Raw genomic sequence first — 21,241 nt, 5'->3', positions numbered from 1 at the left:
AGCGGCCCCTAATCCCAACAGCAGCCCTGCGGTGCGGCCATCCGGCGGCTCGTCGGCTCTACACGTTTGTGGATGGAAAGGGGCGCAACACGAGCAAAGATAGCTCCGAGCCCCACCTGCTCCGCAGAGGGAGGATCAGTGGCGATGCATGAGTGTCGCCACGATCTCCTGCACGCGGTTCATACTGATGCCCTCGCGCTGCTCGCGGGCGAGTGGGTGGTCACTGGGCTCCAACTCGACCAAAGGCCTGAGCCCACCTGCCCGGAAATGCACCGCAGCCTTGAGTTCGAGGCTGCGCGGGTATGGGCGAACGTTGGTGCTGAGCCAGCCAAAGCGCGGCGGTTCGTCCTCGATCACCTCCGCATCCCACAGCTCCGCGGCTCGCCGCATGCTCGCTTCGGAGAAGGACACCCACACACCAAAGACCAGGCGCTCGCTTCTGCCGTGGATCGGCAGCTCAAGGCAGCCGCGGATGAAGTGGTACTCGCCCGCAATCGTGCACAGGTCCGCGGTAAGGACCCCGCTTGTGCGCTCCTCGGCCGACAGGCCGTACCAGTAGTCGGGCGCATCCGCCGCGAAATCCAGAGGCAAAGTGCTGTATTGTTCCCCACAGCAGGCGCAGGTCCAAGCGTGCTGCATCAGCCTGCTCCCTCCGCTCGCTGGATGCGGTCGTTCTCGCGATTCTCACCCGACGCTGCTACGGCGGAGGGTCGAACTGCAATGGCATTGAGCCAGCGTTCCGCGGCACGGCCGGGACGCACATCCTCAGAGGTCCAGACCTCCTCAATCTGAACGGGCGCACTCCTGAGAGCACACCGGAGCGTCTCCTCAGTGTGGTCCACGAAGAGGCGGCCATCGGCCCTCCGCTCCCCGACACCCAACTTGAACGACATGTACCAGGTTCCGCCGGGTCGCAGAGCTTCGGCAAGGCGCGACGCTACTTCCGCGAAATCACTGGAGGGCACGTGCAGCAGTGATGCACAAGCCCAGATCCCGTCAAACTCGTCGCGCCAGAAGATCCCCTCGAAGCGCATTGCGTAGACCGCTGCTCGATCGGCCACCCGCTTACGAGCTAGGGCCACCATCTCCTCAGACGCATCGAGGGCGATCACCTCGTAACCGCGCTGTGCGAAGGCGATGGTGTCACGCCCCGGTCCGCAGCCGGCATCCAGGATGCGTCCGCCTGGCCGGATGCGGCGCAAGAACCGGTCGTACAGGGGAGAGAGATCAAGCTCAGCCGTCTGGCCCGCGAAGGCCGCCGCATGCCGGTCGTAGTAGGCGATCGTGTGCGCAACGGGATCAGCCATGAGCGTCGACCTCCTCTGGCTGCCACTCATGCACCAGAGCATCCGAAGCGATGCGCTATCGGGCCTGGAGAAAGGAGGTGCGCGCCTCGGCATCCACACCGGTCTGTAGGATGATCGTCTCGCGTAGTGGATGGTGGCTGTCCACCAGCCAATTGTTGCGCTCGCGCAGCCGCTCGACCAGAGCTGGGGCCGGAACTGCAGCAAACTTGCCCTGCTCGCCGCGGTTGCAGCATCGGCAGGCCAGGACGAGGTTCCAGATCCCGTCCGCATCCGGCATCTTGCCGCGAGCCTTTAGGATCCAGGGAAAGAAGTGGTCCACTTCAGCGGTATCGAGTGTCATCTCGGACCTGCAATAGAAGCACCGCCCACGCTGGTAGCCGTTCAGGGCAGCCCGCACACCCGTTAGGTTCACACGCCGCACACGCTCGACGTAGAGCATGTTCTGAGCGGGATCGGCTTGCACCGCGACACCTGCCCGGGGCAGGTCGAGCGACCAAGCGGTCTCCACCAGCCGCCAACGCGCCTCTGCCTCGGCAGCCAAATCCTCTCGATGAATGGTCGCGGTCAATCGGCGCAACTCATCCGTGAGCCGGATTGCGCCTCCGCCTCGCTGCGACTTCCGTTCGTCCTTGAAGAAAGCCACGGGGATCGCACCCGTGCCAACGACATGAAAGGCGTCAAGCACGTTGTTGAAGCCGAGGCGGATGGTGGTCTCGATGAGCTTGTCTTCGGCCAGATCGCCACGGTTGAAGGCTCGGCACGCGTCGAGAAACTTGCTCGATGGAGATGTGGCCTGCTTGTCGACTTGGCGCAGATGCTCGCACAGATGCCGCGCATAGGGAGGGGCAAGGTCCTCGATCAGCACTCCATCGCTTGAGCGGTCGGCCAATTCCAGCAGGGTCTTGGCCAGAGCGAACTTGTACGAGGCGACGTTGCGCCCGAATAGCACCACCGCACGCCAGTTGGCGTCGAGCGTCGGCGCCTTGACGAGGAAATCGGTCATACCGGCTCGGCTCCGATCGTCAGTGCTGGCGTGCATGCACTGTATTGAGCTGCCGGCGCGCGGCCAGTTCGCCAGAAATGCCAGCCGAGGAGGTCGCTCTCGAGTTCGCGCAAAACGTGCTTCGGCGTGTTCTCTGGCAGGAATAAGTAAGCCAGCCACGGCTCTGGTGTGGGCCAAAGTGCAGCAGCGTGTGCTGCGGCTCTCGCAGCCAGAGCCGACGTTTCTCCGATATAGAGCGGCTCCTCAGCCGTGCGGGCATAGATGCAGTACACGGCTGGCCCGGTTGGCAGGGAGATGGCCTTCGTGAGCCGGCGCCGCTCCCACCAAGCTGACTCCAAAGGACCGGCCGTGCCCTGTAGAGCAGGATGATCGACCGAGAAACCGTTGGTTGCGCTGCCCGGAACAGGGACTGCCCTGCGCCCCGGCGTACGCACGCCAGAGCTGCCTCTACGAACGATCCAGCGGTTCGTTGGGCGTTCGTAGCCGGGGTAGAAGCGGCCGTAGTTGGCCTCGACGGATGTTCCTGTTTCGACGCGGTGCCGCCAGAGCAGCATGTCCTCAGTGCCCCGACGAACTTGCACATCGCCCTCGACCACGGCGCAGGAGCACTCAAACCGAGCGCCGTCCATCGTTCGCAGTAGCCAGAGATGGGGGGCCGCTGTATGAGGATCGTTGAAGGGACATACGGTAGCGTTCACTCCCCCTGCAAGCGACAGCAGTCGCTCCCGCAAGCTTCGTCCGGTCTGCCCGACATAGACGAGCCGAAGTGGGTCCCCACCCTGGTACCGGACGCGGTAAACCCCCGGCAGCGCCGGGGCGGTGCTGCGAATAGGCGAGCGTTCCAGCGCAGCCCAAGGTGTCCAGGCCAGACCGCACCATCTCTCATTTAGGAGCCCGCACGACATCCCGGTTCCGGTAGACACCTGAAGAGGAATTGGACAGGACGCAAGGTTGAGAAATCCCCTCCACCCCAGCCGCATAGCACACCCGGCAGGTAGGTAGCAGAAAGCGGCAATCTATAGGAAGTCCCCGGCTTGAGGCCAAAGCTCGTTGCCGCTCTCCTGTGGAGCTGGAGCGAGCCTCTCCCGGCGGGAGGTGTTGTTCGAGCGTCTCGAGACGATATTCCATGATGGCTGTCGCTGGCGTTCCGGCAATCCAGCGCATTCAGGAGAGAGCACTAATCTGCATGAAGGGCTGCTCTCATCCGGGACTGCCTCATTATAGGCGCTGCATCGTCAAGAACATTGGTGAGATCAGCACCCCTTCGAGCCGATGGAACGATTGATAGAGGCTGGAAGTGCGTGCAGATTGGAAAGAGAGCCAATCACCTCCGGTGCAATCTTCATCGTCCACCCGCACTTCACTGGGATCACATGGTCGATGTCGTAACCACGCCCTCGGAGGAGTTGCACACTAGGCTTAACAGGCGTCAGCGACTGCCTCGTCAGGCTCCGAGCGGCGCGGGCATAACCCTGGAAGTCTTTGAAATGTCGGAAGCGCTGCCAGGCGAGGAATTGGCCGGCTCCCGCACCCCCAAGAATTGCACCGAATGTGATCCCAGCGAGTTTGCCAGCCTCAACAGCACTTTCTATTGCTGAGCGTCCTGCAAATCGCTCGTACCCTGCCTTGACCAAGTCCGTTCCACTCTGAGCCGCGAACGTTGCGCATGCGCCTGAGGCGAGAGCCATCAGCACAGGCCCACCAGGCGTAACGACGACGGCGCATCCGAAACTCGCCCAGCCAACAATCGCACCAACGCCGGTGGCCGTGATCGCGAAGTCGGCCCACCAGCGCTGGTCGTCTGATAGGGAGGTCCAGCCATTACGGATTGCCGCGCGCAGGTCGACTACGCTGCCTGGAGCAAGGTTCGCCTCACGTAGCCATCCAGTGAGGGATGGCAGCGATGGCGAGCGGTCACGAAGGTCGGACAGCGAAGGCAGGCTCAGCGGCAGAGATTGTACGCGCGAGAAATCCAGCGAAAGGGATTGCGTTGTTGAGGCGTAATTAGAAACGTTGCTGGCGTGTGAGTGCACCCATTCAGCAGAAGCGCGCATGGCACCTCGAGAGATTATCCATATGCGGTATGATGAATGGTCCTTTGCGTCAGTTGCGCGAGCTGGAATTTCTGAGATCGATATATTTGCTTCTGCTGACGATTGCCCGCTGCTTGGTTCTAGTGCTAGCGCTGAAGACCATGATAGCGCAACAATACTTGCGAGTAGTGCCGATCGCATCCCCATCCCCTCTTGGCCCCGACCTAGAATTTACAGCTAGCGGCGCGAACTTGGTTTGCAAGGGCGAGATCGACATATGAACAGCGGGGGTGCAGAAGAGCGTGCGGGTGCTCTCATCAGTACATCCTGACCGTGCTTTTCGTGATCTCCGAGGCGATGAGGCGCAGCTTCGTCCAGCCGGTCCGCTCAAGCCGCTCGGAGTCTACGCCCAGGTTCTGGAACGTCTCGGCGACCCGCACGAGGTCGTAGGCCTTCCGCATGTGGATCGCGCCGGATGTGATGACCTCCCTGAAGTGGGCCGGGTCCGTCTAGTGCAGCTCGTGCAGGCTCAGGGCGAGCTCGTAGAAGCGTTGCCGGGGCTGCTGGGCCAGCTGGATGATACGGGCGACCAGATCCTCTTCAGCCATGGTTTCCCTCACCCCGCTCGGTCTGCTCAGTCAAAGTCAGAGGTCACCGGCTTTGGCTCCTGATAGCTTCAGCATGCTCATCGACAAGCGCTTGGAAAGCCTCAAAGGCCAGGTAGCAACGGTCTCGCTGGGTGGCGAGCAGATCGGCGACAGCAACTAAATCCAAAGGTGGTTGGCTGCCATAAATGTAGCGAACACGGCCGTCATCAAGCACCTGCCGCGAAACGAGCTGGGATATTCCCACGACAAAGTGAGGCTCCAGACGGTGCGTGTAGACGTTCCGAAAATCTCCCGTGCCCTGCCGAAAATCCTTAGCGTTTATGCGTTCGAGCCGTTGCTTCAGCGGGCGGTAGCGCCGCCAAGGCTTGCCGCATCTATCAGCGTGGGACTGGTCGAGCTCGCCATCCAGCGGAAGGTCATCAGTCCAGGGGTCGGTCTTGAGCTGGTTGGCTTGGTGACAGAGGTGCGCGACCGCGAACGCGAAGCGGCAGCGAATGACGTAAGGAAGTCCAACAGCCACCGTCGCCACCGCATCAATGAATTCGCGCGTGGTGGCCAGCTTCTGGGCGTCCGACAGCGGCGCGATCACCATTGCCCAGGCGCGCAGTCGCCACTCTTTGTCCGTAAGATCGTTGATCACATTGGCGAGCCCCCGCGAGAATTCCTCGAGCATGTCAGCATAAGGCAGCCACTGAGTGTCGATCTGCCGAGGGAGGGGGCTCCACCCGTACGGCATGAGCCGTCCGGTGGACGGTAGCGCCTTCAGCGCGCGGCGATACTGGCGGTAGAGAGAGATGGTCATAGAGCGTTACGATTTCAGCTCATCCTGCGATGAGGCAGCAGCCGTTCACAATAAGGCCAGGGCCGCATTCCCCAGGAACAGTTCGGCATCGCGGATGTAGCGGCCCAGCATGGCGTCACTGGCGTGGCCGGTCTGGGCCCGGATCTTCACGGACGAGACTCCCACCTGGGCCGCGCTCGTCGCGAACCCCGCCCGGAGGGAGTGGCCGGAGTACGGGGCCGGGTCGTACCCCGCGGCCTGCACCCGCTCCTTGACGATCACCGACACGGCCTCCCCGGAGAGCCGGCCGGCGAGCAGCTGGCCGTGGCGGTTGAGGCCCCGGAACAGTGGGCCCTGGGTGATCCCGGAGCGGGAGAGCCACAGCTCGACGGCGGCCACAGGGCAGTGGCGGGTGCGGCCGTGCGGGATGCCGACCTTGCGCCCCGCCCCGAGCGGGTCGGTTTTGGAGCGGCGGAGATGGACGATCAGGCCCTGCCGCACGGGCTCGAGGTCGTCGGTGTCGAGCCCCACCAGCTCGGAGCGGCGGAAGGCCCCCGCGAACCCGAGCAGCAGCAGGGCGCGGTCGCGGACGTCCTTGAGCCCGTCCCCCAGGCCGTTGAGCACCTGGACCAGGTCGTCCCGCAGCAGGGGAGCGGCCTGGTCCTGGGCCGTGCCCTTCCGCCGCTTGATGCCCCGCAGGGTGGCCCGGACGAGTTCGCTGCTGGTCGGGCTCGGCAGGCCCGCGGCGCGGTGGGCCTTGGCCAGGGAGGCGAGCCAGCGGGTCAGGGTGGCGACGCTGTGGCTCTCGGCGTGGTGGGCGAGGTAGGTGGCAAGGGTGCGGTCGGAGGCCGGGATGGTGCCGCCCCAGGCCGTGAACTGGGCGAGGTCGGAGCGGTAGGCCCGCAGACTGCTGTCCGCCAGGCTGTCGCGCAGATACCCGATCACGGGCTCGGGCAGCTCCGGATTGCAATCAATTGGAATGGCCAAGGTGGCTTCGGAGGGGGCGCCGCTAGGCTCCGATAAGCGCGCATTACCAGAGGCTAGGACCGGGCTCATCGGGCGTCTCCCACCATGGTCTGCCGACAGTCGCATGGTCCCGGCCGCGGCTCCCGAGAACCCACCTGGGCGCGGATCCGGTTCAAGAGGGGCAGGTCGCCCCGCAGCAGAGCGATGACCTCGGCGCCCTCCGGGCAGTGCGGGCCCTGGGACTCGTGCTCCGCCAGCCGGCGGACCTCCGCTCCGGTCGGCCAATCCAGCCGGGAGCTGAGAAGGCCGCCCTCGGCGGCGAACAGCAGGTTGCCGAGGACCTCGGCGTGCTGAGTGGGAGGCACGTGGCGGCGGATCCAGCGGGCCGTGGCGCTGTCCTGCTGGAGAAAGACCCTCATCGCTTGCCGTCCCTCGCGGACGAACATGTCGTAGGCCCAGCTCGGCACGCCCCCAACGGGGAGTTCGGGGGGCAGCTCGTCGTCGGTGAGGTGGGCGGGCTCGGTCATTCGCATCGGGGTGAGCAGGGAGACGAGGGGACAGAGGATCAGTCCCAGCTTGCGCAGGCCTTCCCGGCAGACCTCGACCGCCGTGTCCGGCAGGCCTGCGTCGCAGAGGGTGTCGAAGACAGCGTCGGGCTCCCCGCATCGGAGGGGCAGGTGGTCGGACGGGCAGCGCACCGTCCCGATCGCCAGCCAGAGCGCCAGGGCCCGTTCCAGCAGGGGCGCGGAGCCGGTGGCGAGGTGGACGAGCTCCCGGGTGGTGAGTTCCATCAGCTCGTCCCGCGCTTGTCGCAGGCCGGGGTGATGCTGGACCACCATCACGAGGTCGTCGGCGGCCCGGCACTTCGGGGCCTCCGCCATCCTGCTGATGAGGGTGCGGGCGACCGCCCACTCGCCCCCGAGCTTCGCCCGGTGCGACTTGCCCGTCAGGGCTGCCGTCGTGAGGGAGAGTGTCTCCAGATCGGCGACGCCCACGTCCTCGAACGCGATGATGCCCAGACGGCGCCAGAGGCGGTCAGGAGCGTCCGTCAGGAGGGTTGCCGCGGCTCGAAGCGCCAGCTCCGTCCGGCCTCTGCGGATCGCCTTCTGCAGCAGGCTCATGGCGAGCCAGGGGGACACCTCGAGAGCGGGTGGAAGGGGTTCGGTACTGGGGTTGGCGAGAACGGCTTCAGTGAGCCGTTCACGGGCCTGGGAGAGGATCTCGTCGCCGTTCATGGTCTCCTCCTGAGATCGGGGGAGAGTTGGCGGTACATCCCACGACAGATCGTATTCTTCCCCCGGCGTCTTGCCAGGGAATTCCGGATCTTTCGGGGACAAATTCGCCGGAGATCGGCCGGCGAAGCGGCTGATCCTGCTGGCGGAATGCGGGTCGAGAGCGAAATTCCGGGGCTCGGCCACCCTGAGGTCATTCAGGATCGCAGTGGGCTTCCTCAGCGATGATCCTCGGAGCTGTCCTCTGCTCCCGTGGTCTCCCCCCGAGAGCTGCGGCTGCGCTGGTGAGGGCGGGAGGCTGAACCGGGGTCGAAGGAGGGATGCCCCCGGTCTACTGGGGTCTGACTGCTCCAGCAGCCCTTATTCCCTCCTGGTGTCTCTCAACCGGCTTTTGACCGTCCGCGTGTCTCCCCGAGACAGGGAGACCGAGCAGAGCTTTCAGGAGCCCGAGTTCGCGCGCTTGCCAGTTGATCAGCCATTCGGAAGGGGCGCCACGGCTCGCGCTCCTGGATCACAGCAGCCGCTCCGTATCCGACAGCGCACCGATCCTGACATTTTCGACCCTGCGGCGGCCGGGGGTGAGCCATTCAGGTTTCTCCGGCCTGCGTATCGCAAGCCGTCTGCAACCCAGCGGACATCTGGCGGATAGGTTTCCAGGTTGGGAGCGCCGGGTCGCGATGCGCATGCCGCCGTGCCCACACCACTGCTGCCGTGCTCCGTGTAAGCGCGGTGGCCGCGGCGGCCAGAGCCTCATGGATCTCATTACCGATTGAGAATGAGCATTTGTCCGAACGTCGTCATGGAACACAAGGAGGGTCGTCACTTCCAACCTCCTGGTCTCCGGCCGCGCAGAAGGCGCGCCCATTTCGCGGGCGCCTCCTGCCTGACGAGTTCCTCCATCCGGTTCGCCAAAAGCTGCTTCGATAGAGGATTCCACTCCCAGCGCGGAAAGGCCCCCATCCAATTCCGCCTGTAGGCGCCGATGTCCTTCACCGCGTTCGCGACCGACCTCGTTTGCACCGTCGCGATGACCCGCCTCTCATAACGGTAGTAGCACACCGCGGCGGGGCGTCGCTTGATCGCGCCCGTAAAAGGGTCCCGGCGATGCCGGTACTTCAGGAAGTCGAACCCATCGAAGATATTGGCCACCTCGCAGCGTTTGAGTCGGAACGGTCCGGCAGGATGATGCTTGAGAATACCGTCCAGGGCTGTTTGCAGCGCCTTCGCTCCTTCCTCGTCATGAGCCGCGATCGCGATATCGTCGCCGTGGACGATGATGCGATCTCCTGAGGTCATTGCCCTCAGTTCAGGTCCGAGCAGCAGGCTCATGACGAGGTTGGAGCAGCGCGAGCCCTGCGGTACGCCTTGCCGGACCGCTCCGTCAAACGCGTCAGGGAGAGTAGTCCCTGTAGGGGTGTAAGGGAGTATCTCCACCTCCGGTCCTATCAGCAGACAGGTTGTGATGACCTTCTGTGGTAGGCCCAATCGGTGTTTCAAACTCCCGTGCTGCACGGACCTGAAACAGTTTTCGATGTCGGCGAGGACGAAGTGGGTGAAGCCCTCTTCGACCAGGCTGTTGATGCGGTCGGAGGCGATGTCCGCCCCCCGGCCTTTGGATAGGTAGTTGGTGGGCTCCACCCCGTGCATGGCCGCGAGGATGTCCCCCGCCAGGGTCTGCAAGGCTGTGCGGGCGGGCCCGAACTTGCACATCGGTCGCCACCCCTGGCCGGATGACTTCGGCTTGGCCCACGCCCGCACCGGCTCGCCGGGGTCCTCGTAGGCGCTCAGCCTTTCCGCTTCCTCAAGGATCCACTCCCGCGTCATGCCGGGTCCCTTCTCCACCGACCGAACGAGACACACGACCTTTCCGGCGTGGGATTTCAGGGCCGTGTCGACGGCTCCGCGGATCTTGCGCGGGTTGCCGTCCTCCACGGCCTTGGCAAGGCGCTTGAGGTTCGCCTCGTGCTTCTCCGCGAACATCCGGATCTCCTTCTCGAACTTCCGGATCTCCTTCTCGAACGTCTGGATCTCCTCGAACGTCCGGGTCTCCTCCGTGGAGTCCGGGCCGAGCAGATGACGGACGCGGTGAATCGCGGACATGATACGGGCCTCATGCATCCCGGTGGTCCCTACTTGTTGCGAGCTTCGATCCACGCCTCGGCGTGGGCCCGGCGGTACGTCTTCTGACGGCTTCGCTTGACACGTTCGGGGCCCTGTCCCGCCGCGTGCCAGCGCCGGACCTGCCGGACCGAAACGCCGGCCATCGCGGCAAAGTCCTGGATGCTGATCAAGTCATTCGCCCGCATCCACTCCCGGGCGGCGCAGTCGCCCTCGTCGGAAGCGAGGACCAGAGAGAAGGCCTGATCAGGCTGGCGGTCGCGAGGCATGTCACACTTCATGCAATTGACTTCATCTCGTTCTTGCTGCTGGCGAGGGCTCAAGGTGGTCCGCTCGTGTCCAGCGCAGAGCGCGTGCTGAGAATTTCTCTCTGCCGTGGACTGTACGATTCAGCGTCTGGACCGGAGCCGTTCGGCTGGGGTGGGCTGCCGTGTCCGCACGTCGGTCGCCTCGTGATCGGCCAACCAGCGCTTGATGGAACTCAGTCGGTACCGGATCTTCCGTCCGATCTCGATGCGCGGTGGCCCGCTCCGCAGGAGATGCCAGCGGTCGAGTGTCCGCGGGGAGACGTCGAGCAGCCTGGCAGCCGCATCCCGCGTCAGCAGATCGTCGACGAGCGTTGCGCGTTTACCCACCGTATCCGTTGCCATCACAGTCCGTCCACGTGCCCGAAACCTGGACACCATCGAACCGTGGGCACAGGAGGCCGGTCCGATGGCCGCGACCATCGCACCCTAGACCTCCTTGTCATTGGGTAGCCGTACACTGTGCCGAATCTTCGCTCATGTCAACAGTCTTGCCATTGTGACCGCAGGTTGACGTCCCTTTGCATGCAGCTCATCGCAGGTGGCAGATTAAGCTTGGCCGTAAAGGATCAAGGATATACCCACGGGTCTGTTACGGCCCGCGGCCGGCGCTTAGGACAGTACTCACGTGCTCTGTCGCGCGCCGAAGCGCGTCATCGAGCAGGTGCGCATAGCGCTGCGTCGTCTGCGCTTGGCTGTGTCCAAGCAGGGCGCCAATGGTTGGGAGAGAGTGGCCCGCCGAAGCGAGATAGGAGGCGTAGCTGTGTCGCAGATCGTGCAACCGAAGGTCCTCCAATCCGGCCCGTCGGCAGATGCTCGCCCAGGCCTTCTTGATGTCGCCGAGAGGCCGGCCCTCCGCCTTCCCGGGAAAGAGATACGCGCTTGAGGCTTCGGCCCGCATTGCCTGGAGCAGCGCTACGGCGGCAACCGACAAGGGAACGCGGTGCTCACGCGCCTGCTTCACCGAAGCGGCGGGCTTGGTCCAAACGCCGCTCTCCAGGTTGAATTGATCCCAGCGGGCCGCGAGCACCTCACTGCGACGTGCTCCGGTGAGCAGCAGCAGACGGATGGCGTTGGCGACTTGCTGGCTGGAGTAGGTGTCCAAGGCCGCCTGGAGCCGCGCCAGCTCGTCCGCATCAAGGTAGCGGGTGCGCATCCGCTCCGGGTTGCGCTCGATGCCCTTGGCCGGGTTCTCCGTCGTCAGTCCCCAGTTGATCCCGAGGGAGAACAGCTTCGAGAAGAGCGCCACGAGCCGGTTGGCGCGGTACGGGGCGTGAGCAGAGATCTCGCGGTGGAGGGCCTCGATGTCCCCGTGCCGCATGGCCGTGACCTTCTCGGGTCCGAACCTCGGGAGGATGAGGGTGCGGATGAAGACGCGGTCGTCGCGCTGCGAGCTGGGGCGCTTCTTCGGCAGGTGCCGCTCGATGTAGAGGGCACACAGGTCGGCCATGGTCGGGGTCTGGCGTGTCTCCTGACGCCGTCCTAACGGGTCCTCGCCACGGTCGATCCGGCGCTTCAGGCTCTCCGCCTCCTTGCGGGCCGCAGCGGCCGACCACTCGGGATGGCTCCCGATGGTGAAGCGGCGCTCACGCCCATCCACTCGGTAATTGAGCAAAGGCCTTGGCCCCGGCCGCTGTGACACGCACGCCAAAGCCCTTGAGGTCGGTATCGTAGGTGATGCGGTTGCCCCGAGCAGGGGAGGGGAGGGACTTGACCAGGGTCTCGGTAATGCGCGCTGCCATGGCATGCGTGTCCGTACTGTGTCCGCGCACAGGATGGCATTATCCGAGCACATATGTACGCGCATGTCCACTAATGGCTTCTTGTAAGTGATTGGTACAGAAAGCATACCAAGCTAAGTGGTTGAGTTTTTTCGGATCACAAAATCTAGAACTACTTCCTCTTAATCAGCGGGTCCTAGGTTCGAGCCCTAGTGCACCCACCAATCAAATCAAAGACTTAGCTTAGATTGGCGAACCCCGCACTCGCACCGGGGTAACGATACGGGTAACAGCGCTACCCAGCACCTCTGCGCCTGAGCTGCCGCTCCCGCGACATTCTGCTCCCCATGCCCGGTCCCATATCGGTCCTCCGCTGACCTCGTGAACGTAAGCTCTGGTCTGAGGTGGGCGGCTGTCAGGCAGTGATCGTGCTGAGCAGGGTGGCGAAGGGGCTCGCCTTGGACTGGAAGGCGGCGGTGGCGACCACCGTGCGCACGTCCGCTTCGCCCTGGGCTGACTGACGTACCTGGCGAGCGCGAAGGCCGTCTCCAGCTACAGCTTGAGCCGCAGCGCCACCGGCTCGCCGCCCGCCTCCAGCGCCTAGGCGGCGTCGCGGGCCAGATGCGCCAGGCAGGTCTGCTGGCGGTCCGCATGGCCCTGCTGGGCCGAGTAACGGTCGGACACTGGACCGCCGCGATGCCGGCGATCGTCACGCTGGCGATCCTCACCGCCTGGGCGCTGCTGACCAGCGCGCTCTACTTCATCCAGGGCGAGATCCCCGAGCGCGTCTACCAGCTCTTGAGCCAAGCCTATGGCGCGGCCAACCTCGCGCTGGGCACCGCCATCGCCTTCTGGCTCGGCTCCTCGCGCTCGAGCCAGCAGAAGGATGCCCAGCTCAGCGCCATCCTGCCGAGCGTGGTCAAGCGCTGATGCAACCGGCAGCCCGGAGGCGGCCATGCGGATCCCCCCACGGCACTGCTGGCTGGCATATGTCGCGCCTTGGCACGGAAGCGCCATGATCCAGTACGACTCCGACCCGGCCATCAACGAGCGCATCCGCAGAGCCGTCCGCTACGGCCAGACCCGCTGGGCCGAGGTGTGGCTCTCCCTCATCATGATCACGCTCGGGGGGGTGCTGCTCCTCCCCGAGCCCACCTTCGTCGGCCCGGAATGGCGCGTGATCGCGTCCTGCGTGACCGAGCGCACGGCCGGAACGATCTCCGTCTCGGTGGGCGGGGCCCGCCTCCTCGCCCTCTGGATCAATGGCCGCCGCGGCCGGGAGACGTCGCTGATCCGGACGCTCGGGTGCATGTCAGGCTTTGCGTTCTGGCTCGTGACCGCGGCCGGCGTCGCGGCGGCCTATCCACCGCTCTCAACCGGCATCGCGGTCTACAGCGTATTGGCATTTGCCGAGCTGCACTCCTCCGGACGCGCTGCGTCAGACATGGCGGCCGAGGACACCTTCGGCCTGCGCAAGAGGAGGCGAGCTGGTGGCCGACTCGAGCGTATCCTTTGACAGCTAGCCGGCGATCGTCGTCGGGATCACCGCCGCGGCCGCCGGCCTCCTCGTCCCGCTGCACGGCTTCATCAAGACCCTGCTCGACTACCGGTTGGAGGCGAAGAAGGCCGAAGCGCTCCAGACAGAGACTGCGAAGGACGTCGCCGCCGTGGCTGGCACTGCAGTGCTCGACTCGATTGCGATCGCCGATCTGACGGATGCCGTGAAGGAGCTGGCCCTGGCCATCCGCGAGGACACCGCGTCGGACAAGGCCCGGCACAATGACCAGCTGAGAAGCGTCTTGGAGCGTCTCACCGACCGCCTCGAAGAGCTGGAGGAAGGCGGTCGTGGGCCTCACCAAGGCCAGCCTCGCGGCTCCCGCCGCGACCCGCACCACCGCTGACCAGCCATCGATCCTGGCCAACCAAGCATGCCCGTCCCTGCTGTGGCGGGCTTCTCTCTTGAGTGGAACGTGTCATGCGGTTCGATCGCGCCCCTCTGCGGACGCTGATGGGTCGGAGCGTTCAGTAGATGGCGTAGACCTTGCGAACGGTTTCGGTGACGTCCCAACGGCCGGTCCAGCCCCGGGGCAGGACGACGAGGTCTCCCGCCATGATGGTGTGGGCCGTGCCGGTGGTGGCGTCGGTGATGGTGGCGGTGCCCGACAGGATGAACGTCACCTCGGTGTCGGGACGATTGTTGACGGGCCATCCTCCGGGCTGACATTCCCAGATGCCGATGTTGCCGCTTGCGTTCGGAGCGATCCTCAGCAGGCCGAGCTGCGGGTCGCCTTTGTCCGCGCCGGGCCGTTGACCAGCGGGGGGCAGATGGCCGGACATAACTTCAGCGCTCTTGATAACGGTCATAGCAGTCATTTGGATCTCCTTTGAGCTCTGGGGGCAATGTTGTCAGTGTGCGCCGGTCAATGACTCCAGCACGTGAGCGACTCGGGAGGGGCGCTTTGCGAGGCGCTCCTCAGCGTCTCCGATGGCTGCGGCGCAGAGTCCGAGGTTCACGCCGAGCCAGCGGAAGGGCTCCGGCTCCCACTGTGGCGAGCGGTGGTTGACGATGGGCAGACGGTTGATCTCCTCATCCCGCTCGAGGATGAGGTTGCGGAGGATGCGTCCCGCAAGATTGCTTGTCGCGACACCGTCTCCGACATACTGACCTGCCCATGCCAGCCCCGAGGCGCGATCCAGTCCGACGGAGGGATGCCAGTCACGTGGAACTCCAAGCGCACCGCCCCATCGATGAGTCATCCGGATTCCGCTCAGGGCGGGGAAGAACTCGGTCATCGTGGCCTGGATCTTCTCATGGACATCATCGACGATGTCGTACTCAGAGGAGACCTTCGACCCGAAGTGATAGGGCGCGCCTCTGCCTCCGAAAACCAGGCGGCCGTCGGCGGTCACCTGGGCATAGACACGCAGATGGCGCATATCGTTGAAGGCGATGCGGTGGTCGAGGTTCAACTCAGTTCGCAGGTGCTGCGGCAGAGGCTCGGTGGCGAGCACCAGCGAGTACAGCGGGATGAGGGTGCGACGATACTCCTTGAACTGGGTCGTGAATCCCTCGGTCGCGCGAACAATGACGGGGGCGCGAACCTTGCCGCCGGGGGTGATGACGCTGCCGCTATGGAAACTTGTTGCCGGAGTTTTCTCGTAGATGCGGGCACCTAGAGCCTCGACGGTGTGCGCGAGGCCGCGGACGAGGCGGCCGGGGTGGACCAACGCGCAATGCTCGGTGTACAGCCCGCCAACGACTCCCTTGGCAGCCACCATGGCCGAGGCGTCTCGCGCAGCCAGAAACCGCCACTGGTCTGGCAGGCCGAACGCTGCGAACGCCCGGACGGTGGCGTGGGCGCGGCTGAGGTGCGCGGAGGACCTCGCCAGCGACAGAAATCCCTGTTTGACGTAGTTGGCGTCGATGCCCTCGTCACGAAGAACACGCCCGATCTCGTCGACGGTGTCGTTCATGGCCGCCTGAAGCGCGAGCGCAGCAGCGTGCGAGGAGGACTTGGCGACGTGCTGCAGCGAGATCGGGAAGATTGCGGACGCCCAACCCCCGTTGCGCCCCGAGGCGCCGTATCCGGCATATTCTCGCTCGATGACCACCACGCGCAGGGTCGGGTCGGCCTTCAACAGGTAGTATGCGGTCCACAGGCCTGTGTAACCTGCGCCGACAATCGCGACGTCGGCGTCGATATCGGAGTCCAACGCCTTCCGGCGCTCGGCATCTTCATGCCAAAGTGGAACATTGGGCAGTGCAGCCAGGGTCCGGGTAACTGACATATCGGGCGTCCGAATGTGGAGGTGTTCGATATTTTCACAGGACGTAAAGGCAGTGGCACCGGCGCGTCCATGACGCAGTTCCACAAGTGACGACGAGGCTGTCGTACGATTGTCTGAACAGCGTCGTGGATTCTCGGAGGTTGCGAACGTCAGATGATCACCGTGAACGGCCTCGTCGCCATCGATACCCTCGGGCTGGCTTTCCGGGCCGGCGCTGCGGGGGGCGACCGTCTCGTGACATGGGCGCACGCCTGCGACCTGCCGGACCCGTGGCGATGGGTCGCCGCAGGCAATCTGGTGATGACGACGGGCGCCGGCATTCCGGAGGATCCAGTCGCGCAGGCCGACTGGCTCAATCGTCTGGCCGAGGTCAACGTCAGTGCGCTTGTGGTGGCTGCGCGGGCTGACGCCCCCCAGATCTCGGACAAAATGCTGGCCGCCGCGGACGCACGCAAGTTCCCCGTGCTCGTGGCAAGCTTCGAACTCGAATTCGTCAAGCTTGCACGCAGAGTGATCGAGAGCGCGCTGCAATCGCAGCGAGACCGGCTGGAGGCGAGCCAACGGCTATTTCAGTCGTATACCTCGGCACTACGCGATGGCACGAGTTTCGAGAGCCGGCTGGCGACCCTCGGCAGACGAGAGGAGTGGCACATGGAGATCCAGGATCTGGCGAGCGGCCGCCCCATCGCCTCATCCGGCCCGCCACCGGCTGGCGGCGGTCGGCCGGAAACCGCGGATATCCCGGGACGCGGGCGCGCCGTCCTGACGGTGCGGCACCGCAAGGAGCACACGATCATTGATCCGCTGCTGGTCCACTATCTGGCCGGCTTGGTGGGTGTCGAGCTTGAGCAGCAGGCGATCGAGCGAGATAATCGCCGCGCCGAAGGGGAAACCCTCTTGCGCGATTTCCTCAACGGGGCGGTCGATTTCGCTGCCGCTCGCGCGGTGCTGGAGCGGCGGGGCCTGCACGGTTCGCTGGTCAGTCTTGCCATCGCCCCGTCCGGACCGGCGGCGTGGGGGCCGCAAGAGATCCACCATGCGCCGGAATTGCGTTCGATCAGCCCCTTGTTGCTGCAAGGCGATATCATGATCGCAGTCATGCCAGATCGAGAAGATCTCATCCTGACCATGATGAGTTCCTTGGGTACGGAGTCGAAAGCAGGGGTCAGTCGACCGATCGTCGGCGCCGATTTTTTGGAAAGCGTCCATCAGGCCCGGCTCTCCCTCGCCCAGGCGCGCGAAAGCCAGGTGCGGCTGGTCAGATACGGAACGGGGGAGACCTCCTCCGCCCTGGCACCCAAGACGCTCGCCGAGGCGCGAGGGCTGGTCGATCGATACCTGGGCCCGCTGATCGAGTACGACCGCGACCACGACACGTCACTGCTGCGCACGCTCGCCACGTTTCTTGCCAACGACGGCGGCTGGAAGGTGACAGCTTCCAAGTTGAGCATTCACCGGCAGACGCTCGTCTACCGGCTGCGCATGATTGAGCAGCTGACGGGGCTGAAGCCAGCTTCGACCTCGGGGACGGCGGCCTTTTGGCTTGCGCTGCAAGCCGGCTACGCGGCGGGCATCCTACCGAGTGATGGCAAGGCCCCTCATACCGTTGTATGAGGGATCACGCTGAACCTATAGCAACAGCGAATATCCAGCCTGTCTGGCGCTCCCATAGTCTGCGGTTTGTCAAGAACCACAGCCTGCTCTGGGAGGGGCCCATGCCGTTACAGACCGAGCACGATCCTCGGCTCAAAAGATCTTTGAAGACGCGCCACCTTACCATGATCTCACTCGGCGGTGTGATCGGTGCGGGGCTGTTCGTGGGGTCAAGCGCCATCATCAACTCTGCTGGACCTGGCGCTTTCATTACTTATGCGATTACCGGCGTGCTCGTCATGTTGATCATGCGCATGCTTGGCGAGATGGCCTCAGCCCGGCCTACGACCGGTTCGTTCACCGACTATTCCCGGATGGCGCTGGGAAACTGGGCCGGATTCTCAACCGGGTGGATGTATTGGTACTTCTGGGTCATCGTCGTCGGCTTTGAAGCTGTCGTCGGCGGTCAGATCATCAACGGCTGGTTTCCCATAGTCCCGGTATGGGCGATCTCGTTGGCGCTGATGGTCGTCATGACTGTGGTGAACCTGCTGTCCGTGGGATCGTTCGGTGAGGCGGAGTACTGGTTTGCGGGCATCAAGGTCGTAGCTATCGTGGTGTTCCTGGCCATCGCGGGAATGTACATTTCCGGATTCTGGCCCGACTCGAAAGCTTCATTCAGCAATCTCACCGCACATGGTGGTTTCTTTCCCAACGGGATCGCCACCCTCTTCTCCGGCGTCGTGGTGGTCATCTTCTCGATGACCGGAGTGGAAGTCGCGACCATTGCGGCCGCCGAGTCCGCCGAACCGGTCCACAACGTGCGGCGTGCCGTCAACACAGTCATGTTCCGCATCATGACCTTCTTCGTGCTGTCCGTATTCCTCATCGCTGTCATTCAGCCTTGGAACACGGTCGTACCAGGAAAATCCCCCTTCGTGACGACCCTGGACACCATCGGCATCCCCGGTTCCGGCACCATGCTGACCGGCATTATCCTGGTCGCCGTGCTGTCCGTGCTGAATGCTGGCCTTTACACCTCGTCCCGCTTGCTGTTCGTGCTTAGTTCGAACGGCGAGGCACCCCGATGGATCGCTCAGGTCAACCGGCGCGGCGTACCGGTTAGAGGGGTCCTTGCCTCCACTGTCGTCGGATACGTGTGCGTTGTTATCGCTGCGCTGTGGCCGGATACGGTCTTCCAGTTCCTTATCAACTCCTCCGGGGCTGTGATATTGTTCGTCTACCTGATGATCTGCGTCTCGCAGATCAGACTCCGGCGCTACTGGGAGCAAGAGGGTCTGCTTAAGTTCAGGATGTGGGGCCATCCTTGGTTGCCGCTACTCGTCACCGGAGCGCTCGCCGCAGTGCTGATAAGCATGGCAGTCGACCCCTCGACCCGGGCAAGCCTGCTGCAGAGCCTGTTCGCGGTGGCGGTGATCCTGGCAGCGTTCGGAGTTCTCCGCTTCGTCAGAAGCGGGTCCCTTAGGGGAGCCCATGTGCCAGCCGGCGAGCGCAAGCTGGTGTCCTGACGACAAACACGGCCCGGCGAACGACGCCCGATCGCGCGCCGGGCCGCATACGCCAAAAAGCACCGCGGCGGCCCACGCGTGAGAGGGAGGAAGATCCCGCGAGAGTTCGCAGGCCTCCGAGCCCTCCTCGTCGGGCAGAAACTACAACCGACCAACCCCGCCTGGCCCTGCCACGGCGGGGCTTTTCTCTTCAGCCTTCCTCATCCGGCCACGGCACGTCCCGGCCGACTACCTCGTAATGCGCCGGCAGCGGGCCGGACGCCCTCATGCCCCATCCGGTCTCGGCGTGGATCTGAGCAGAGTGGGCGAGCATGTCCCGGCGGACCTCCGGTCGGCGCGCACCGCAGCGGGAGCAGCGCAGGCGGAAGGCAAAGTGATCCGAGGGCAGATCATCCGGGAATCGATCTGTCGCGATGACGGCGCGGTGCCCGCAGCCTAAGCGTCGGCAGCAGACCTCGACTGTGGTGATGCCCTCGGCGCGCAACTCGGCGGTGGTGGAGGGCGAACCGCTCTCGTCGTCTCGGTCGCGGCCGCGGCGCATGGCTACCCGCCCGCGACCATCTCGGCGAAGTCCTCCGGCACCTCGCCGAAGCGGCCGAGGATCACGACGCTCTCCAACTCGCCGGTCTCGTTGTTGGCCCGGATCTGGAGAGCCGCGGCGCCCGGCTTGCGGGTCGCAATCGCCTCGGCCCGCTTGAGCGCGCCGCTCCCGGTTGGCGCCACATCGCGCGCGCCCGGCACGAGACGCTTTGCTTAATCTCGAACGTCTGGATCAGGTAGGTGGTCGCCGTCGCCATGGCTCGCCTCCGCGCTACCCGGCGTTGTCACGGCTAGGAGCCTGTCCGAGTAAGCGTCTCGACGGCGGGGCGCGGAGGTGATTCACTCGGCCCATGGCCAAGGTGTTTCGCTCCTGGGATGTCGATCAAGGCTGGCTGCTGCCGCCCTCGTTGCATGAGTTCGTGCCGCCCGGGCATATGGCGCATTTCGTGCGCGACACGGTGCGCGAGGCGCTCGATCTGTCAGCCATCCTCGACACCTATACCGAGGAGCGCGGCTATCCACCCTACCATCCCGGCATGATGGTGGCGCTCCTGCTCTACGGCTACAGCCGCGGCCTGTACTCCTCGCGCCAACTCGCCCGCGCCTGCGAGGAGCGGGTCGACGTTATGGCGGTGACCGGCCTGAACCGGCCCGACTTCCGCACCATCGCCGAGTTCCGCAAGCGTCATCTCGCGGCGCTGTCGGACCTGTTCGTGCAGGTGCTGCGGCTGTGCCAGGCGGCCGGGCTGGTGGGCTTTGCTCATGTGGCGGTGGACGGGACCAAGCTGAAGGCCAATGCCTCGCGCCACAAAGCGATGAGCTACGGCCGGATGAAGACGACCGAAGCGGCCTTGGCGGCCGAGGTCGAGGCGTGGCTTGCCCAAGCTGCCGAGATGGATGCCGCTGAGGACCGCGCGCACGGAATGGATCGGCGCGGCGACGAGACGCCGGACTGGATGGCCGACAAGCAGCGGCGGCTTGCTGCGATCCGCGCCGCCAAGGCCGCCCTGGAAGCCGAGGCCGCCGATCCGCCCGCCCCTGAGGACGAGAGCGGGCCGGGCGCCTCGTCGGGCATGCGTTGGCAGGGGCGGCCCCTGCGCGGCGAGGACGGCGGCCCACCCGACCGGGCACAGCGCAACTTCACCGAGCCGGACAGCCGGATCCTGCCCACCCGCGACGGGTTCGTGCAGGGCTACAATGGCCAGATCGCGGTCGATGCGGCGCATCAGGTGATCGTGGCGCAGCGGCTCGTGACCAACGCAGCCGACTATCGTGCCCTGGTGCCGCTGATCGACGACGTCTCTGCTCATCTCGGACGCAAGCCGCGCGAGGTCTCGGGCGATGCCGGTTTTGCCACCGAGGCGAACCTGACGGCGCTCCAGGCGCGTCGGATCCGGGGCTACCTGCCGCCCGGCCGAGCGCGTCACGGCGAGGCCCATGCGGCTGGACGGCGCAAGCTGACGAAGATGCCGCTGATGAGCGCGATGGCTCAGCGGCTGAAGCGGGCTGGGCGCCGGAGCCGCTACCGCCTGAGAAAGCAGGTGGTCGAGCCGGTCTTCGGGCAGATGAAGCAGGCCAGAGGTTTTCGGCAGTTCCTGCTGCGCGGTCTTGAGCAGGTCCGAGGCGAGTGGGCGATGATCTGCACCGCCCATAACCTCCTGAAGCTGGCGCAGGCCGCGCGCTAAGCCTGTGGCGCGGAATCCATCCGCCCAGATC

The 21,241-nt window shown here is 64.9% G+C and carries 23 protein-coding genes and 1 pseudogene; 6 read left to right on the top strand and 18 right to left on the bottom strand.

Annotated elements, in window-relative coordinates:
• Positions 1–135: 135 nt before the first annotated feature.
• The 14 genes from MNOD_RS04465 to MNOD_RS47910 form a co-directional block, all read right to left on the bottom strand.
• Positions 136–639 carry a DUF2199 domain-containing protein gene (locus MNOD_RS04465; RefSeq protein ID WP_015927646.1) on the bottom strand — a complete coding sequence of 168 codons (504 nt, stop codon included), beginning with the start codon at positions 637–639 and terminating at the stop codon, positions 136–138.
• Positions 639–1,307 carry a class I SAM-dependent methyltransferase gene (locus MNOD_RS04460; protein WP_015927645.1) on the bottom strand — a complete coding sequence of 223 codons (669 nt, stop codon included), beginning with the start codon at positions 1,305–1,307 and terminating at the stop codon, positions 639–641. The genes MNOD_RS04465 and MNOD_RS04460 overlap by 1 nt, the downstream gene beginning before the upstream one ends.
• A gap of 55 nt (positions 1,308–1,362) precedes the next feature.
• Positions 1,363–2,310: an HNH endonuclease gene (locus MNOD_RS04455; protein ID WP_015927644.1), complete on the bottom strand. Its 948-nt coding sequence runs from the start codon at positions 2,308–2,310 to the stop codon at positions 1,363–1,365.
• Positions 2,307–2,864: a hypothetical protein gene (locus tag MNOD_RS46110; RefSeq protein ID WP_157091383.1), complete on the bottom strand. Its 558-nt coding sequence runs from the start codon at positions 2,862–2,864 to the stop codon at positions 2,307–2,309. The genes MNOD_RS04455 and MNOD_RS46110 overlap by 4 nt, the downstream gene beginning before the upstream one ends.
• 699 nt (positions 2,865–3,563) lie before the next feature.
• On the bottom strand, positions 3,564–4,364 hold the full coding sequence (locus MNOD_RS46105; protein WP_157091382.1) for a hypothetical protein: 801 nt from the start codon (positions 4,362–4,364) through the stop codon (positions 3,564–3,566).
• Positions 4,365–4,660: 296 nt separating this feature from the next.
• On the bottom strand, positions 4,661–4,804 hold the full coding sequence (locus MNOD_RS46100; RefSeq protein ID WP_015927641.1) for a hypothetical protein: 144 nt from the start codon (positions 4,802–4,804) through the stop codon (positions 4,661–4,663).
• 190 nt (positions 4,805–4,994) lie between these two features.
• Positions 4,995–5,753 carry a hypothetical protein gene (locus MNOD_RS04450; RefSeq protein ID WP_015927639.1) on the bottom strand — a complete coding sequence of 253 codons (759 nt, stop codon included), beginning with the start codon at positions 5,751–5,753 and terminating at the stop codon, positions 4,995–4,997.
• A gap of 45 nt (positions 5,754–5,798) precedes the next feature.
• Entirely contained in the window at positions 5,799–6,719 is a 921-nt protein-coding gene (locus MNOD_RS04445) for a site-specific integrase (RefSeq protein WP_244424663.1), read from the bottom strand.
• A 65-nt stretch (positions 6,720–6,784) separates the two neighbouring features.
• The gene (locus MNOD_RS41240; protein ID WP_015927637.1) at positions 6,785–7,933 is read right to left on the bottom strand and encodes a hypothetical protein; all 1,149 of its coding nucleotides are present in this window, start codon (positions 7,931–7,933) and stop codon (positions 6,785–6,787) included.
• 816 nt (positions 7,934–8,749) lie between these two features.
• Entirely contained in the window at positions 8,750–10,030 is a 1,281-nt protein-coding gene (locus tag MNOD_RS04435) for a reverse transcriptase family protein (RefSeq protein WP_015927636.1), read from the bottom strand.
• A 29-nt stretch (positions 10,031–10,059) separates the two neighbouring features.
• The gene (locus MNOD_RS04430) at positions 10,060–10,317 is read right to left on the bottom strand and encodes a helix-turn-helix transcriptional regulator (protein WP_157091381.1); all 258 of its coding nucleotides are present in this window, start codon (positions 10,315–10,317) and stop codon (positions 10,060–10,062) included.
• A gap of 120 nt (positions 10,318–10,437) precedes the next feature.
• Entirely contained in the window at positions 10,438–10,698 is a 261-nt protein-coding gene (locus tag MNOD_RS41235; RefSeq protein ID WP_015927634.1) for a helix-turn-helix transcriptional regulator, read from the bottom strand.
• A 247-nt stretch (positions 10,699–10,945) separates the two neighbouring features.
• Complete coding sequence (locus MNOD_RS04420; protein ID WP_198157581.1) at positions 10,946–11,968, bottom strand: tyrosine-type recombinase/integrase; 1,023 nt, start codon at positions 11,966–11,968, stop codon at positions 10,946–10,948.
• Positions 11,940–12,095 (bottom strand): hypothetical protein, encoded by a 156-nt coding sequence (locus MNOD_RS47910; RefSeq protein ID WP_198157580.1) that lies wholly within the window; start codon positions 12,093–12,095, stop codon positions 11,940–11,942. Before MNOD_RS47910 ends, MNOD_RS04420 begins: the two co-directional genes overlap by 29 nt.
• A gap of 600 nt (positions 12,096–12,695) precedes the next feature.
• Here MNOD_RS47910 and MNOD_RS45645 point away from each other — a divergent pair.
• The 3 genes from MNOD_RS45645 to MNOD_RS04405 all read left to right on the top strand — a co-directional run bounded on the left by MNOD_RS45645 (position 12,696) and on the right by MNOD_RS04405 (position 13,975).
• Complete coding sequence (locus tag MNOD_RS45645; RefSeq protein WP_244424839.1) at positions 12,696–13,004, top strand: hypothetical protein; 309 nt, start codon at positions 12,696–12,698, stop codon at positions 13,002–13,004.
• A 25-nt stretch (positions 13,005–13,029) separates the two neighbouring features.
• Positions 13,030–13,590 (top strand): hypothetical protein, encoded by a 561-nt coding sequence (locus tag MNOD_RS47905; protein WP_015927633.1) that lies wholly within the window; start codon positions 13,030–13,032, stop codon positions 13,588–13,590.
• A gap of 94 nt (positions 13,591–13,684) precedes the next feature.
• The gene (locus MNOD_RS04405; RefSeq protein ID WP_015927632.1) at positions 13,685–13,975 is read left to right on the top strand and encodes a hypothetical protein; all 291 of its coding nucleotides are present in this window, start codon (positions 13,685–13,687) and stop codon (positions 13,973–13,975) included.
• A gap of 121 nt (positions 13,976–14,096) precedes the next feature.
• On the opposite strand, the gene MNOD_RS04400 is transcribed toward MNOD_RS04405, so the two are convergent.
• Together MNOD_RS04400 and MNOD_RS04395 are read right to left on the bottom strand one after the other, a co-directional pair.
• On the bottom strand, positions 14,097–14,438 hold the full coding sequence (locus MNOD_RS04400) for a cupin domain-containing protein (RefSeq protein WP_244424661.1): 342 nt from the start codon (positions 14,436–14,438) through the stop codon (positions 14,097–14,099).
• Positions 14,439–14,480: 42 nt separating this feature from the next.
• Positions 14,481–15,863, bottom strand: a complete 1,383-nt coding sequence (locus MNOD_RS04395; protein WP_015927630.1) for an NAD(P)/FAD-dependent oxidoreductase — start codon at positions 15,861–15,863, stop codon at positions 14,481–14,483.
• 153 nt (positions 15,864–16,016) lie between these two features.
• On the opposite strand from MNOD_RS04395, the gene MNOD_RS04390 reads away from it, so the two are divergent.
• Together MNOD_RS04390 and MNOD_RS04385 are read left to right on the top strand one after the other, a co-directional pair.
• On the top strand, positions 16,017–17,477 hold the full coding sequence (locus MNOD_RS04390; protein ID WP_015927629.1) for a PucR family transcriptional regulator: 1,461 nt from the start codon (positions 16,017–16,019) through the stop codon (positions 17,475–17,477).
• Positions 17,478–17,578: 101 nt separating this feature from the next.
• Positions 17,579–18,985, top strand: coding sequence for an amino acid permease (locus tag MNOD_RS04385; RefSeq protein ID WP_015927628.1), 1,407 nt, complete (start codon positions 17,579–17,581; stop codon positions 18,983–18,985).
• 190 nt (positions 18,986–19,175) lie between these two features.
• On the opposite strand, the gene MNOD_RS04380 is transcribed toward MNOD_RS04385, so the two are convergent.
• Together MNOD_RS04380 and MNOD_RS04375 are read right to left on the bottom strand one after the other, a co-directional pair.
• Positions 19,176–19,526 carry a hypothetical protein gene (locus MNOD_RS04380; RefSeq protein WP_015927627.1) on the bottom strand — a complete coding sequence of 117 codons (351 nt, stop codon included), beginning with the start codon at positions 19,524–19,526 and terminating at the stop codon, positions 19,176–19,178.
• Positions 19,527–19,528: 2 nt separating this feature from the next.
• Positions 19,529–19,782 (bottom strand): annotated as a pseudogene (locus tag MNOD_RS04375) (hypothetical protein).
• Positions 19,783–19,875: 93 nt separating this feature from the next.
• On the opposite strand from MNOD_RS04375, the gene MNOD_RS04370 reads away from it, so the two are divergent.
• Complete coding sequence (locus MNOD_RS04370; RefSeq protein WP_012631188.1) at positions 19,876–21,210, top strand: IS1182-like element ISMno8 family transposase; 1,335 nt, start codon at positions 19,876–19,878, stop codon at positions 21,208–21,210.
• Positions 21,211–21,241 lie beyond the last annotated feature (31 nt).

The sequence above is a fragment of the Methylobacterium nodulans ORS 2060 genome, assembly GCF_000022085.1.
GTDB lineage: Bacteria > Pseudomonadota > Alphaproteobacteria > Rhizobiales > Beijerinckiaceae > Methylobacterium > Methylobacterium nodulans.
The sequence above is the reverse complement of the archived record's forward strand: the minus strand, read 5'-3'. Positions and strand labels throughout refer to the sequence as shown.